Source organism: Paenibacillus sp. DMB20, assembly GCF_000987955.1.
In the GTDB taxonomy this organism is placed as follows: Bacteria; Bacillota; Bacilli; order Paenibacillales; family Paenibacillaceae; genus Paenibacillus_AQ.
This window is the reverse complement of sequence record NZ_LAZU01000021.1, coordinates 184815-199284: the sequence shown is the minus strand read 5'-3', so window position 1 is coordinate 199284 and position 14470 is coordinate 184815. Positions and strand designations below refer to the sequence as shown.

The following is a 14470-nucleotide window of genomic DNA, read 5'->3' as shown; positions in this document are numbered from 1 at the left end:
GACGAGGCTTTTTGGCCATTGCTCCTTTTACGGTTCAAAAGGTTTAGGATTATGCCGTAATATCTTACTTCAGGATTTCCTCGATGCGGTTAAGGATATCCTCGCTCAGCTCCACGCCGGACGCTTTCGCATTTTCCGTCACCTGCTCCGGACGGCTGGCGCCGACGAGCGCGCTGGCCACATTGCCGTTGCGCAAAATCCAGGCAAGGGCCAGATTGCCGACGGACAAATCCAGATCGGCGGCGATGTTTTCGAGCTCCCGTACCTTGGCGATTTTTTCTTCCGTGATGCCTTTGCGCACCCAATCCACCTTGGCTGCGCGGCTGTCCTCCGGAATGTCGGAAGCGGAGGTGTACTTGCCTGTCAGCAGGCCCTGCGCCAGCGGCGAGAACACGACCTGTCCGACCCCGATGTGTTCGCTGAGCGGCATCACTTCTTTTTCGATGTAGCGGTCAAACATATTGTAGACCGGCTGGTTCACTACAATGCGGTCCAACAGATAACGGTCGGCCACGGTCATCGCTTCGGCGATTTGGGAAGCCTGCCATTCGCTGACGCCCACATACAGCACCTTGCCTTGCCGGACGAGATCATCCAGCGCGCGCAGCGTCTCGTCCAGCGGCGTCTCCGGATCGTGGCGGTGGCAGTAGAAAATATCCACATAGTCATGGCCCAGGCGCTTCAAGCTGGCATGGGCTTGCTCCATAATGTGCTTGCGCGACAGCCCCCGGTCGTTCGGACCGTCTCCCATCGGCCAGAACGCTTTGGTAGCCAGTACGTACGATTCGCGCGGATACGCTTTCAACGTTTCCCCGACCAGCACCTCGGCAGCCCCTTTTTTCATACACATTGGCGGTGTCAAAAAAAATTGATGCCCAGATCATAAGCCGTTTTAATGGCATTCACCGCATTTTCGCGCTCCACGTAACCGCCGTAGGTAAGCCAACTGCCCAAGCTGATCTCGCTGACCTTCAGCCCGCTGCGTCCGAGTCTTCTATACTTCACGTCGCATTCCTCCTAAAATGATGGTCTTTGTTCCTCTATCTGTAATTCTAAAATAATCCCTATTTCTTTAAAAGAAGTGAAATGTTGTTCACTTATACAAAAAAGCTGCCTTACACTATATGTAAAAGGCAGCTTTTTCATGTTCTTCGCCAGATCGGCAAACCCGGCTTCCGTTTAATATGACTGTATCTTCATGATTTACTTGCCGTATGCCTTGTTAGCGGCATCCAGCATCGCTTTCCAATCGGAAAAATCCGTTTCCCGCGCAACATGACGATCAAACAGCTCATCCGGAATGTTTTCGATATCCTCGTGCGTTTGAATCTGGAAGTTGCCCTTATGGGCAAACTCGCCGAAACTTGCAAACCCGGAATGCTTACGCATAAACGATTCATTAAACAATTGGTCCAAAGAGATATGGTCCGGATCTTCCTGAACCGTTCTCTGTCCTTGCAAGTCCTTCAGCAGATCGTCAAATGACATGGGTTGATGTTTTCTCAATTTACCACTCCTAATCGGGTTTCTTTGGCAACGTTACATCTTATTAAGCCTATCGTCTATCGGATTACCGGAAGATGTTTCGCCATCCTGCCTTTTCGTGCCTTTGCTTTTGTACGGCTTTGGAGCGTTTTGGGCCCGTTTTGCAGCGGCCTGCCAGCGGTTCCAGCCCTTTTTGCCGGTTCCTCTGCCGGTTCCGCCTTTGCCTTTGGCTTTGCTCAATGGATCACCCCATTACGGTCTTCGTTTCCTCCTGCTTCAGGTGACAGGATGGGGATGCACGAAAAAAACAAATTCATTCTCCCCAGTATACCAGCTAAATTAAAGCTTGTCCTTGGAATTCATGCGGTTTATAACTGCTCTCTCAAAAAAGGCGGATCCCTGCTTTGGAACCTTTGCCGATTATTCGGACATATGGACTATGTACGCAAAGCGGCCCATTTCTCTTCAAGCCACGAATCGAAATCCTCGCCCATGTGGCCTTCGTAAATGTCGTATACATCGATTCTCATCTTCTTCAGCTTCTCTTTGAATTCTTCAAAGGTGTGGCCGGCCGGCAGGCTTTTCTTGATTCGGACCAGCATTTTGGTGAGTCCTTTCACCGGCTCTTCTTGTCGTCTAGGGGGCATTTCAACCTCTTCGCCGAGCTGTTTGAGCTGGCGGTAAGCCGCCTCCTGAACCTTATAGACCGGGTCGCTTACCATCCGATGATTCAGCACATCCAATGCCTGCGGGTTATCCAGCTTGCCCAACTCTTCAACCGCCCTCAACCGCTCCCTCCAGTTCGACATCCGGTTGGCCGCCGCCTTCAGCTCCTTGTAGCTGTTTTCATTTTTTTTCGCCATGTACTTGTTGTTCCATATCCAAAACGCTTCATTCCCTTCGTAAATAGCCCTGCGAAATGTCTGAAATGACCCGGGTTTCCGGTTCGATCCTTTACCGATCATTATGAATACAAGCATGATGAAATATACAACATTACCGGGGAGAAGTACAGGATATTATATACTTTTAGCCTCATTGACAATCGATAGGAGTAACATATAAAATCAAAATTGTTTACTGGTAAACAATATTTCGGATAGTCAACACAAATACGTTTAAAGGAAGGCGCTGTCGTTATGGACCATAACAATCTTACGAAACACGAAATATATCTAAATTATCTGCATTTTTTGCACCTTAACGAACAGAAAGCGGATCGCGATATGCAGATGTTCCATGAACAGGCCGCGCAAGAAGAACTGCCGTATCTGCCTACAAATATGACAAGTCTGCATGTGATTGCGTGTATCGGCGAACATCAACCCATCAATAATATTGCCATTGCCAAGAAAATGAATCTATCGAAAGCGAATATTACGAAAATCAGCACGAAGCTGATCAAGGAAGGTCTTATTACCCGCTTCCAATCCCCTGATAACAAAAAAGAGATCTATTTTGAGTTAACGCCTCAAGGGCATTCCCTATTCGAATTGCATGAAAAAATTCATGAGCAAAAAGAAAAAGAATTCTATGCGTTTATCGATACGTTTTCGCAATCGGAACAAAAAGCGATTCTGAAATTTTTGCAGGCTATGACCCATCGGATAACGGAGAATTGAATCTCTTGTTATGGATCTGCATTTAATTTTTGAAAACGGGATGGGATGGTTATGATGAATCGCTTGAAATTAAATTCTAATTTTATCCTATATTTGGTGTGTATCAGCGCTTTTTTCGCTTCTTTAAATCAAAATATTTATTCTCCGATCATTCCTTTGATTCGGGATTCTTTCCATGTTTCCGTAACCATGGTGAACCTGTCGGTCTCCATTTTCATCTTTCTTACGGCCATGATGCAGATTGTCTTTGGATCGCTCCTTGATTTTAAAGGAGCCCGATCCGTTCTTATTCCCAGCATCCTGCTAACGGTGGCGGCCAGCATAACTTGCGCCCTTACCAGGAATTTCTCCGTATTTTTTTATTTCGAGGATTTTGCAGGCGATTGGGACGGCGGCGATCCCGCTTATTGCGGCTACGACCATCGGGCGGCTATTCCAAGGAAATGAGCGGGGAAGCGCAATGGGAACCTACCAGATGTTGTTATCCGTCGCTCCGGCAGCCGCACCCGTGCTGGGCGGCTTCATCGGCGAGCGGCATGGTTACCCTGGCGTGTTCTGGTTTCTTGTTGGCGTATCCGTCCTATTGCTGCTTATCAATTGGTTGTTCTTCCCTGGGGACGATATTGATCGCAATAAGGCTGTAAGCCTGAAAACGCTAGCCCTTCACTACACCTCCATATTTAAAAATAAAGTCGGAAGTTCCGTTCTGCTCTTAAGTTTTTGCATATTCTTTCTCTATTTTTCGATCATGGTGTATTTGCCGGTTTTGTTGGCGGATCACTATCGTTTGAGTATAAAAATCATAGGACTTCTTTATTTGCCCATGGCTTTAAGCTTAATCTTCGGAAGTTTGGCCTATAAATCCCTCCAAGCTAAAGTTTCGTTTGGAAAATTGTTGGCATTCGGAAATATATTGGCGTCTTCCAGCCTCCTTTTATTTGCCGTGGCTCACTTGCATACTTTAGCGGGCACGTCTGTCATTTTGGCCCTGCATGGGATAGCCGTAGGCATGCTGACCCCTCTGTTTGCCACCAGGATAACGGATGAATTCGAGTTGAACCGCGGAAGCGCCATAGGGATGTTTAACTTCATCAGATATATGGGAATGGCTGCGGGGCCCGTAATTTCCGGGCTGTTATTAAACGTTGCTCCCTCTGCGCTTGTATTCGGAGCGTTCGGCATATTGTTTGCTCTAATAAGCTATATCATGTTCATTAGGATTCGATGACCGAGGGTGCGCACTATTGAAATAAAATGTAACGGAGAAAAATCGGGGACTGCCCTACGAATAGCACAAAAAAGGAGCAGTCATCCGACCGCCCCCATCGTAACCTTTCTTCATTCGTCAAAATATAAGTCCAGCCTATCCACGGCTCCCTAAGGCCCTGCCTATCCTCGTCACAAAAATGCACAAGCGTTCGATGTCGCACCGGATGCAAACAAGGCCGACTGTCAGAGACAGCCAGCCTTGTTTCAAATCTTTGTCTGTTTTCCTGCTGAAACGTTTCAGGAGATACCTATTTCTTGCTCATTCCCAGGCCAGCCATGTATACCCCATTAAAATACTCTTCGCCGCCGGTGGAATCCGTATATACATTCATGTTAGCCACCACGACGCGCTTTCCGTCACTGGATGCCCTGACGCCGTTGACCGATCCGAAAATGCCGCCGCTATGCCCCCACACCAGTTTACCATTTGGCAATTTGATCTGATAAATGCCAAGACCAAAATAAGGCGCTTCGTCATATCCGGACTTTACTCCCTTGAACATCTCCTTCGTTATCTCCGGCTTGAACAATTTTCCGCCGAGCAAAGCAGAGAAGAACGTGCTTAAATCCCTTCCCGTCGAGATCATCTCCCCGGAAGCTCCCGCAATGGAAGGGTTCAAATCCGTAACGTCAAATCTTTCATTATTATGATAAAAGTATGCCCGGGAATGATTCGCTCCCGGAACCACCAGATTGGTACCCGGACAGAACGTGTTATTCAGCTTCAGCGGCTCGATAATTCGCTTTTCAATCTGCTGAGCGTAGGTGCTTCCCGTGACTTTCTCGATAATGATGCCGAGCAGAACATAATTGGTATTGGTATACATCAGCCCTTTGCCCGGCGCAAACAACGGCTTCTGCTTCAGCCCTTTCTTGACAAGCTGCTCCGGCGGATACGTCACCTGAATGCGCTTCATGATATCCGCACCCGTACCGTCGAACAGGTCCATGGAATAATCGGCCAATCCGCTCGTATGGTTCAGCAGCTGCCGAATCGTTATCTTTTTCCCGTCGTACCCGTTGCCCTTGACCAAGCCGGGAACCCATTTCTCGACAGGATCGTCCAGCCCCAGCTTGTTTTCGCCAGCCAGCTGCAGCACAACCGCCGCGATGAATGTCTTGGTCAAACTTCCGATCCGATAGCGATAATCGGCCTGCATCTTGCGGCCGGTCGCAAGATCGGCAACGCCCGACGCATAACCCTGATATTTGCCATGGTCATATACATAAGCGATCGCCCCCGGCACATCCGGTCTGAGCAGTTTGTCCAATTCCTTCTGGACCTTGAGGTTTTTTTGCTCCTTCTGTTTCGAATTCGCGGCAGGCGATTGCCCCCCTCCCGCTTTGTTTGAGCTTGCGCTCACGCTATCGGCCGTCTGCATCGCCATGGCTCCTGCCAACAAAGCAACACAGCTTATCAAGCCTATTTTTTTCACATACATAGTTTCCCACTCCTTCAAATAAGTATGGCAGCGCATGCAGGCCAAATTTGAACCGTTCAGCCTCCGGCATGCGCATCCAGCCATAACGATAATGGAAGAAGGTCTCATGTGAGCAGTGACAAGATGTCACGAAATCATTTTTCCGATGTCATATGACAAATGCTCACTGGTCAAAATGACATTTTCCTCCTACACTAATGGGGTATGATTTTTCACGGCAGTAGGAAGGGGTTCCGTAATGCACCTAACAAGACATTGGCAGTGGTATCATTGGATTTTATTTCTTCTCCGCGTGTTATGGTTGACTCATTTGGTTATCGTCGTTTGGCGTCAACCGGAACTGTTTACGTCACCGGTCGGCTTGATTCTGGCATTATCCGCTCCGGTGTTTGTCATCCCTTTCTTGCTGCAGCCGTTGAATCCTGCATGGTATCTGCTGGCAGAGATCGTACTTGCAGGTTCGTTCAGCATTTTTTTATCCGGGCAAACGGCCGAGCTCTCCTGGCAATTCATCATATTTGCTTGCATGATCGGTTTCTTTAGCCATAGCCGTACTTATCTTTGGTTCGCCCTCTCAAGCGTCCTGGTCATTTCCGTCGCGATCGGCTGGGCAGCTAACGAACCCCGATATGATATATGGATCACCTACACGCTGAATCATGGGATAGCCTTTGCGCTGGGATATGGATGGCAGCTATTCGTGCATAATCAGCGGCAGAACGAAATTATCCGGGAACAGAGTCGCGTGCTGGAGCAGCATATAACAAAGGTTGAACAACTCACGCTTATGGAGGAACGCAATCGACTGTCCCATGAACTGCATGACACGATAGGACATACGCTTACCTCGATGATCGTCGGCATCGAGTCGATGCGTCCATCATGTCCCGAAGCTCTGGATGCACGCCTGGAGACCATCGTGAATCTGGCACGTCATGGGTTGGAGGATATCCGCAAACATTTGCATCATCTTTCGCAGCCTCAATCCGCCCTCGTATTGACGGAATCGCTGCAGCAGCTTGTTGAGGAGTTTACCCAATCAACCGGCGTATCCGTACATTTCCGCATATTCGGCCATCAGGTAAAGGTCGGCAAGCGGTTCAGCTTTTGTCTGCAGCGCTGCCTTCAAGAAGCCCTGACCAATGCGGTACGTCACGGTAAAGCAGACCTGATTCAAATTCATCTGTTCTTTGATGATCATGAGCTTCGCTTGCAGATCGAGGATAACGGAGTCGGCATGGAACAGGTCAACTTCGGATTCGGGCTGTCCGGCATGAGGGAGCGGCTGACGGAGCTGTCAGGACAATTGTCTGTCCATTCCACTCCGGAATCGGGCACTTTAATCGTATGTTCGCTCCCGCTTGCAAGAGAAGCGTCCAATAAAGAAATCACCGTCCTGCTTGTTGACGACCAGCCTATCATTACCGAAAGCCTGCAGCGTATTCTCGAACAGCAGCAAGGCTTTAAGATCGTCGGTACGGCTGCCCAAGGACATGACGCGCTTGAACAATGCGAGGCGTTTCGTCCTGATATCGTGCTAATGGATATACAGATGCCGGGCATGAACGGGATCGAAGCTCTGCGTCAGATCAAGCAAAAATGGCCGGATATCCGGGTCGCCATGCTAACGACCTTCGAAGATATGGAACAGGCGGCCCTCTCGCTCCAGCTGGGTGCGGAAGGATATTTGCTGAAATCGATCCGTCCGCGGGAATTAGCCGAAGCCATCAAAGCCATCATCCATGGAGGGACATGGATAGATCAAGACATTGCCGCTCAAGTGTTCAAAAAGATAAGGCAACCGCGCAAGCTGCCGGATAGCAAGCCGGTCGGCAAGGAGCAGGAGCATCCGTACGGATTAACCAAACGTGAGCTCGATATCCTTCTTCACTTGGCAAACGGACTGCGCTACAAGTCCATCGCGAGCCAGATGTTTCTATCCGAGGGCACCATCCGCAACTATTGCTCCAGCCTTTACTCGAAGCTTGGCGTCAGCAATCGCGAGGACGCCATCACCAAAGCAAGGGAAGAGGGATGGTGCGAAGCCGGCGAGTCGTCCAATCTTGCGTTGAAGTAGAAAGCTTGGGCCGGGACCGTTCCACGCTGTGGGACGGTCTCTGGCAGTTCGGCCTTATAGCCGGGGAGAAGGCGATCCAAAGCTCGGGTGGTTGTGGTGGGACTAAAGTCATTGAAAAGCTCTCCTGATTCAAAGGCCATTTTATAAAGTCTGGCCAGTTTCGGCTCATTCATGAAAGTTGTCTTTATTTGTTTTGAACAAAAAGAAACCACATGGAGTTGTATACTCGCATGTGGAAGTAGTTCAATTCGATTTAAATGGTTTATTTGCTTGGTTGGATCATAGGTTTATTCGGCACTCGATAGCCCTTACCAAAGAAAAATACGGTTGCATGTGCTTTTTGATTACGAAGGCTCTATATGGGTAAATTTAGGTACTTTTTTTTTTGTATTCTTCCACCGCATCAAATGGAAGCATGCTTACTTGTTCCGGTACGAGTCGAACGGTTTGAAGCTTGAATTCTTTGTCGTACTTTTCGTCAAGTCAGACACCTCGATTATGAATGCTTTTATTTTCGCACTCTCCGTTCTCCGTGTCTAATATTGAGTCTAGCACCCAACCTTTTGCCTAGAGTTGAGAATACAATTCTGAATACGTTTGGTACCAGTCAGGGCGTTGTGCTTTAATTAAAGATAGCGCTTCGGTCAATGTAATTCCTTTTAAGCGTGATAATCTTTCGTAATCAATTCGTTGATTAGTCAGCCATATGTGTGCTATAGACTCACCACAACTTGCGGCAATCATTTCATCACAGTTACTGTCATTTGATACTTTGATTAGAATATCAACCGTTTCGTCGTCCTGAAAGTTGCTTCCCAATTCAATAACTGCATCATCTTTTTCTGCATCACTTGTTGCTGGATCTAACAATATTTCCAATAAACTTTTTTTATCCATCCATATCACTTCCCTAGTGGTATATGTGTCCCTACACTTCGCCCACCCGTTTCACCAGTAAAAGGATTGATATACATTCCTTTATCATCTAGTCTAGCGTCAAAACGGGGTTGATTGCTTCCTGTTCCCAAACCTTCTCTCATACTTGCTTCAGGTTTTAGTTTTAATCTCCAACTAAACGTTCCATCGGCGTTCCTGACTCCCCATTGCTCAACTCCACCAGCAGAATATTGTTGTTCCCATCCATTATCATTTGCCCAAGCTCTCAAGTTTTCAGTGTTCTGGGCAATGCTACCAGCATCTTCAACTAGAGCAGCATTTCCCGTCCCCTGATCTTTCCTAGACGGCCCACCTCCATCACCACCTGAATCAGGCTTCAACGCATGTCTGTTCTTGACCCCAACCCTGCCAAGTACGACACTCCCTGCTAACAAGGCTCCCTGTTGACCTAAATAGTTTGCCACGCCGCCTGTTTCACTGATTTTTTCATCATACTCTTCTCGGGTGTCGCCGACATCGAAAAGCATTTTCCCTCCCCAAACGGCCGTGTCGACGACTTCCTCAACGGTTCCAATCGTGGCATTGTAAAGCATCTGTCCACTGGTCCCTAAGGGGTCTTCTATTAGCGATTCTACTGTATCGGTAACTGAATCGGCCAAGATTTTTCCGCCAGATTTCACACCTTCCCAAAGCTCTTCCGCATGGTCCTGCCATGTTTTGGGCTCATCTTCCCTATCGCCAAGAAGTACAGGAAATAACTCTTCGTCTAGAAGTTTAAATTTAATAGCAATCCCCTTTAATTCCCGACTAATCACCTGCATGTGTTCAACTGTGAAGGTCAGCTCGCCGCGTGCTCTCTGGAAATCTTCAAAAAAAACGCTGACGCGTTGTTCCCTCCCAAACCAACAACGTATTCATTTGCCGGTCCAGTAGGTTCAGGGTCCATTCCAATTGTATTGACGCTGTATGGAACTCATTCGCCACTTGGAGCAGTCGCTCCGGTGGAACAAGAATCTTGGACATAAAATAACCTCTCCGTTATTTGCTATCCTGATTTTATAGGTTTACAAATAACTGGAAAAGGTTCCAGGGTCCTTCATTTGTGAATTCGGTTCATCATTGCTATGGGCTGTTTGGTTAAAAGTTACTATTTCTAAGGGAAAACAATGTGGATTTATGTACAATGGTTCATAAAAGCAGTGTGTGAGCATTTAGACAACGGTTCGTTCTCAACATGTGGTGCAAATGCAAATGAACTTGATCCATGTCTTAACTAACCCTCCAAGGAAGGCCATCGGTTCAAACCGGAAGGATCGCTATTTTTGCTCATTCAGAACTAATATAAAAAAATAGAGGCTCGACATCGGCCTCTATTTTTTTATATATTTAAATTTTTTTCCATTCACAAAAATCTCGCTAATATGATCAATATCTAAATTTTCAGCTAAGGAGACTACCGCCTGATAAGTCTGCTGTTTAACGGGCTGAACCGTATCCGTTGCGCCATCGGCCGCACTTCCGTCTGTTGAAGCCGCTTTTTCCGGATTGTCGTCCGGCGCTGCGTCATCTGTCGCTGCCTTGTCCGGGTTCTGTCCTGCACTATCCCCAGAGGAGCTTGCCGAAGGATTATCCGCCGGTTCCTGGCCATCGTTCCCGTCAAGCTGATCTCCATGCTCCGCCTCTGCGGGCTGTCCCGTCACCGATGCAGGCACCGCCGCTCCCGGGTCCGCATCAGCCTTCGTATCAGCCTTATTAGCAGTTTCGACCTGCGTGACCTCCTCCCCGGCGCCTTCCGCACCGCTTCCCGCAGCACAGAGATGATTTACTTCAAATTCCGAATAACTATGGTCCGTGCCGCTTGCCAGCTTTACCGTAATCGTGTCCGCCTTGAAGGCGGCGCACTCCTCCCCCCGTTCCGAATTCGAATACAAGCTCCGTCTGCGCTTTCGATCCGCCATCATCGTCGGTTAACCGCGCGTAAACCTGCGGCTCTGCCGTTTGCTGCGGCGGTACCGGCTTGGCGGCAGGCTTTCCTGTCCCGGCCTGCTCACCCCGATCAAAGACGCCAAACGCAGCCAATCCTCCGGCAATGGCGCCGCCAACCAGAATTAAAGCCAAGAACCATACCAGCGGTTTCCGGTTGCGCTGCAGCCATCTCACTAGCGGCGGCGACAGCTCGCGGCGCGCCTTGTCATAGACGGACTGCAGCGGTTCGCCCACCTTTTCGAAATAACGTTTCCTGTTTGCCCGATCCTTGAATGCGTCGCTGTCGTATTTCTTGAAATAGGCCACCAATGCCGATGCATATCCCGGCTCGAGCTTCTTTCCTCTCAAAAAGAAAGGCTTGTTCTTCGACCAGTTCATAAACTTGTAGACCGTCTCTTTGTCGGGGGCATGCTGCTGGAAGTAATAAAGCAGCGCTCCGTACTCGATCATGCCGCTGTCGGCACCGCGATAGAAGGCAAACACCAGACGGCCGAAGTTGGCCGGTCTCAGATCGTCCTGCAACCAGCGGCGGCCGAGCTTCTGCAGCCGGTCCATCTCCGCCGGCGACAATCCGTCGAATATCGATTCATCCGGCTCTTCGTCGTGGAACCAGCGGTATGCAGACAGCATAACCGCTGCGTTCGACTCTACATGCGACGGATAGCGGGCCGCCCACTGCCTGACTTCATCCGGGTATGCCAGAAAACCGATCTGCAGGAACGCATCCTTGCGTACCTGCTCCAGCTCGAGCTCTGTCAGCAAAAACACGTTCGCTGTGTATGACAGCAGCTCCATAAACGGTAACATCCCTTTGCTGGCCTGATGGCTCTTCTCCGCAAGCAAGCGGTCGATCATGTCCAGCAATGCATTCACGGCCGACACCGGCTCCACTTCGTGCCGGAGCTTCTCCGCCAGCGTTCCGGTGGCCAGATCAATGAATTCCTTCGTCTCCAACAGCACCGGATACCGGCCGGACCAATGATGCGCCAGCGTCACAATCTCCCCCGGCCCGGGTCGCTTTTTGGAACTTGGACTGCATATACGGGAAGAAAAGCGTAATGGTCTTCCCGCCCCGCAGCAGCGCGGCAAAAAAGGCCTGGCTGACCCTGTCGCTGCCCTCAATAAGAGCGTAGTAAGCTTCCATCCGCTCACGGTTCTTCTCCTTGCTTGCCTCGTACAAGCTTCGGATTAAAAATCCGAGCAGATCGCTTCCCCATCCCGCTGTCTCTCCGACTATCGATTCATATTCGATAAAGCACTTCACGATATCCGGATCAGGTGCTTGTCCCTGCTGCACCCGCTCATATTCGCCGTCGAAACAGTCGCGGAACAGCTTCAGCAGCCGCGGCTTCGCCTTGGCGGCTCCGGCGGGCTCCAAATAGCCGAGCATGGAACGCAGTACGATGTTTCGATTCTGAATATATAAGGAGGCGTCGCCTCTTTCGATCTGGTACAAGACGGCAAGCTCATGGCTGCTGACCAGCGCCGTATGCCGCTGCGAGTCCATGTCCTGCAGAAGTTCTTCCGCAAAGCCATAGAACGCTTCCGCCCGCTCCGGCAACGAGAGATTGCTCCAGGCAAAGTGAAGGTAGGGCTGCTTCGACAGATCGATATCGACATTCGTGACCCGCCCGGAAGCCAGATCGAACGCATAATCCTTGTCGATTTGGCGATCATTGGGCCGCAAGCTTCCACGCTCAACGAAGGTGAGATGAACGCCCTTCCGGCTCTGCGGTTCCTTCGAATATGTAAGCAAGCCCAGCGCGCGGCGGTACGCGTAAGGAAGGCTGTCGTACAACACGCTGGCAAGCTGTATAGCGCACTCCGTCAATGCCTCCACTTCAACATCGAGCGCCACGAACACTTTGCGCCGTGTAACGATGGACGACATGACGGCGAACAGCAGCTGCTTGAACATCTTCTCGTCGATCCCTAGACTAGCGAGCAGATCCGTCGGCGAGGCCGGAGGGTGGACTTCAGCTGCGGCAGGCAATTGTTCCAGCTCGGGCAGTTCCATGCCTAGCTCGATATCATGGCTGCTGGCGAAGGGGGTTCTGAGCAAGCGGCCATAGTCTTTCACCGCCGCGGCCCTGTCGGCAGGAATTACGTAGTTATGCGTGAAGAAAGCGCTGCGCAAGCCGGTGAAATCCGCCGCCTGATAGATGCTGCGGCCGAGAACGAGCTGTCCCGTTTCAGCGTGGAACAGGTGCAGCGCTTGCGGGTAGCGGGTTTCATCCTTCTCGCCTTGTGATACCAATTCCGTCGGCGCATCGTAAACACAGAACGGATGCAGCACTTTTTTGATGAACCCGGTATCGAGACCGGTTGATTTCGCAATCGTGTCAAACCCTTCGTTCGGACGGAAAATCCCGCTCCGCTCCCGTGTGTATATTTGCTGCTGGATGCGAGAGGATCTGTTAGCTGTCACTGCTGCTCTCTCCCCTCGATATAATTCAATTGATACAGCAGCCAGATGAACGGCTCATCGACGCGAATCGGACTGACAACACCTTGCAGCTTCTGATTGACCGGGTTGCTGCCCAATGCGGACACGGCAAAGTAAGACGTATTGGAGAAATAGACATCCATCGTGCCTTTGAATGGACGATCCACCTTCTCGATAAAACGCCGCACCTCGCCATCGATATTGTTGGATTCGGTCAGATCAAGATACTTGCGATGCGTCATATTATGAAAAATATTGCTGTTTTCCTTTATATAATCGCCGTCCTCATCTTTCAGCGCATGCAGCATATCGCTCTTTGTCAGAACGACCGCCGTCGGGATGTCAGTCTTGTTCTTCTCTTGATAGGCGATGAAATCGCCAAAAAGCGTCAGCACGACATCACGCGGTTCATCGTACTGCGGTATCCACTCGCCGGATACGCCGCCGTATTGCATGCGTATTTTTTCACGAATGGAACGAATTTGCAGCGGATCGATCATGAACAGGATGCCGGCTGAATTTTTGATATGCTGCCCGTGCAGCCCCAGATAATCCTGATCGACCATTCCTTCTCCCGCGACATCAAAAAACACCAGCGTCAGCGGGGGCTTCGACTCATCCTTGAAGACGAACTGGAAAATGAACGGCTCCTGCATCTTCTCCTTCTGCGTCGAAGCGAGCAGATCACCGCGTTCAAACAGCGGCTCCTCGTACATCTGGCGAAATTTGCGGCTTATTTCCGCATTGAGCGGCATGCAGGCGGCATCGAAATGATCCGCCGTGCTATGCTGGAGCGTATGAATAAGCGAAGTCATGTAAACCGACTTGCCGACCTGGGAGGCCCCGATAATGGATATGATATTGCTGGGCACCTTCCCGGCCGTCACCGGAAGCTCGTTATGGCAGTGCGGGCACAGCCTTCTGCGCGTAACGACCCCATACCGGTCATTCAATCCGATGAGCACGTGATCGGAATAAAGGCGATGCTCCTCCGGAATATCATTTGGATCGATGACCGCCTCCATATCATAGACGGTATCAAGACCGAAGCGGTCCCGGTATTTATTCAGCTTCTCATCCTCCTGCATCGCATAATCCTCATCATCCTCACGATGGTGCGCCGCACGGAACACGACCTCTTTCGGCGAGAACTTGCTAAAGCAGTACGGGCACACGATATCATAAAACAGCGGTTGCGGCTTCAGCTGCGGTTTGCGTTTCAGGAAATCAAAAATCCCCAAGTGTC

General features: G+C 50.0%; 12 protein-coding genes and 2 pseudogenes. 3 read left to right on the top strand and 11 right to left on the bottom strand.

The genetic code is table 11. The annotated features are described in order from the left end of the window. Positions 1 to 64: 64 nt before the first annotated feature. From XI25_RS08275 to XI25_RS08260, 4 genes and pseudogenes are all read right to left on the bottom strand, one after another. Positions 65 to 1005 (bottom strand): annotated as a pseudogene (locus XI25_RS08275) (aldo/keto reductase family protein). Between the two features lie 198 nt (positions 1006 to 1203). Next, on the bottom strand, positions 1204 to 1488 hold the full coding sequence (locus XI25_RS08270) for a hypothetical protein (RefSeq protein ID WP_046678158.1): 285 nt from the start codon (positions 1486 to 1488) through the stop codon (positions 1204 to 1206). A 51-nt stretch (positions 1489 to 1539) separates the two neighbouring features. Continuing rightward, positions 1540 to 1725 (bottom strand): DUF3934 family protein, encoded by a 186-nt coding sequence (locus tag XI25_RS08265; protein WP_046678157.1) that lies wholly within the window; start codon positions 1723 to 1725, stop codon positions 1540 to 1542. Between the two features lie 197 nt (positions 1726 to 1922). Next, a complete protein-coding gene (locus tag XI25_RS08260) occupies positions 1923 to 2348 on the bottom strand; it encodes a HEAT repeat domain-containing protein (RefSeq protein WP_046678414.1) in 426 nt (141 codons plus the stop codon). 276 nt (positions 2349 to 2624) lie between these two features. Between XI25_RS08260 and XI25_RS08255 the strand changes: the two genes are divergently transcribed. Continuing rightward, the gene (locus XI25_RS08255; protein ID WP_046678156.1) at positions 2625 to 3107 is read left to right on the top strand and encodes a MarR family transcriptional regulator; all 483 of its coding nucleotides are present in this window, start codon (positions 2625 to 2627) and stop codon (positions 3105 to 3107) included. Between the two features lie 54 nt (positions 3108 to 3161). Then, a pseudogene (locus XI25_RS08250) lies at positions 3162 to 4335 on the top strand (MFS transporter). 289 nt (positions 4336 to 4624) lie between these two features. Here the strand turns inward: XI25_RS08250 and XI25_RS08245 are convergent. Then, positions 4625 to 5818, bottom strand: coding sequence for a serine hydrolase domain-containing protein (locus XI25_RS08245; protein ID WP_052759518.1), 1194 nt, complete (start codon positions 5816 to 5818; stop codon positions 4625 to 4627). A 238-nt stretch (positions 5819 to 6056) separates the two neighbouring features. On the opposite strand from XI25_RS08245, the gene XI25_RS08240 reads away from it, so the two are divergent. Next, complete coding sequence (locus tag XI25_RS08240) at positions 6057 to 7895, top strand: helix-turn-helix transcriptional regulator (protein WP_046678155.1); 1839 nt, start codon at positions 6057 to 6059, stop codon at positions 7893 to 7895. Between the two features lie 567 nt (positions 7896 to 8462). Here XI25_RS08240 and XI25_RS08230 read toward each other — a convergent pair. From XI25_RS08230 to XI25_RS08215, 6 genes are all read right to left on the bottom strand, one after another. Then, on the bottom strand, positions 8463 to 8792 hold the full coding sequence (locus tag XI25_RS08230; RefSeq protein WP_046678153.1) for a hypothetical protein: 330 nt from the start codon (positions 8790 to 8792) through the stop codon (positions 8463 to 8465). 5 nt (positions 8793 to 8797) lie between these two features. Continuing rightward, positions 8798 to 9613, bottom strand: a complete 816-nt coding sequence (locus tag XI25_RS31185) for a hypothetical protein (RefSeq protein WP_052759517.1) — start codon at positions 9611 to 9613, stop codon at positions 8798 to 8800. A gap of 549 nt (positions 9614 to 10162) precedes the next feature. Beyond that, positions 10163 to 10723 carry a hypothetical protein gene (locus XI25_RS34375; RefSeq protein ID WP_235439749.1) on the bottom strand — a complete coding sequence of 187 codons (561 nt, stop codon included), beginning with the start codon at positions 10721 to 10723 and terminating at the stop codon, positions 10163 to 10165. Further along, positions 10635 to 11774: a hypothetical protein gene (locus XI25_RS34370; protein ID WP_235439748.1), complete on the bottom strand. Its 1140-nt coding sequence runs from the start codon at positions 11772 to 11774 to the stop codon at positions 10635 to 10637. Before XI25_RS34370 ends, XI25_RS34375 begins: the two co-directional genes overlap by 89 nt. Continuing rightward, positions 11710 to 13206, bottom strand: a complete 1497-nt coding sequence (locus XI25_RS34365; RefSeq protein WP_235439747.1) for a GAP1-N2 domain-containing protein — start codon at positions 13204 to 13206, stop codon at positions 11710 to 11712. The genes XI25_RS34370 and XI25_RS34365 overlap by 65 nt, the downstream gene beginning before the upstream one ends. Continuing rightward, the gene (locus tag XI25_RS08215) at positions 13203 to 14465 is read right to left on the bottom strand and encodes a TRAFAC clade GTPase domain-containing protein (protein ID WP_046678152.1); all 1263 of its coding nucleotides are present in this window, start codon (positions 14463 to 14465) and stop codon (positions 13203 to 13205) included. Before XI25_RS08215 ends, XI25_RS34365 begins: the two co-directional genes overlap by 4 nt. Between the last annotated feature and the right edge of the window lie 5 nt (positions 14466 to 14470).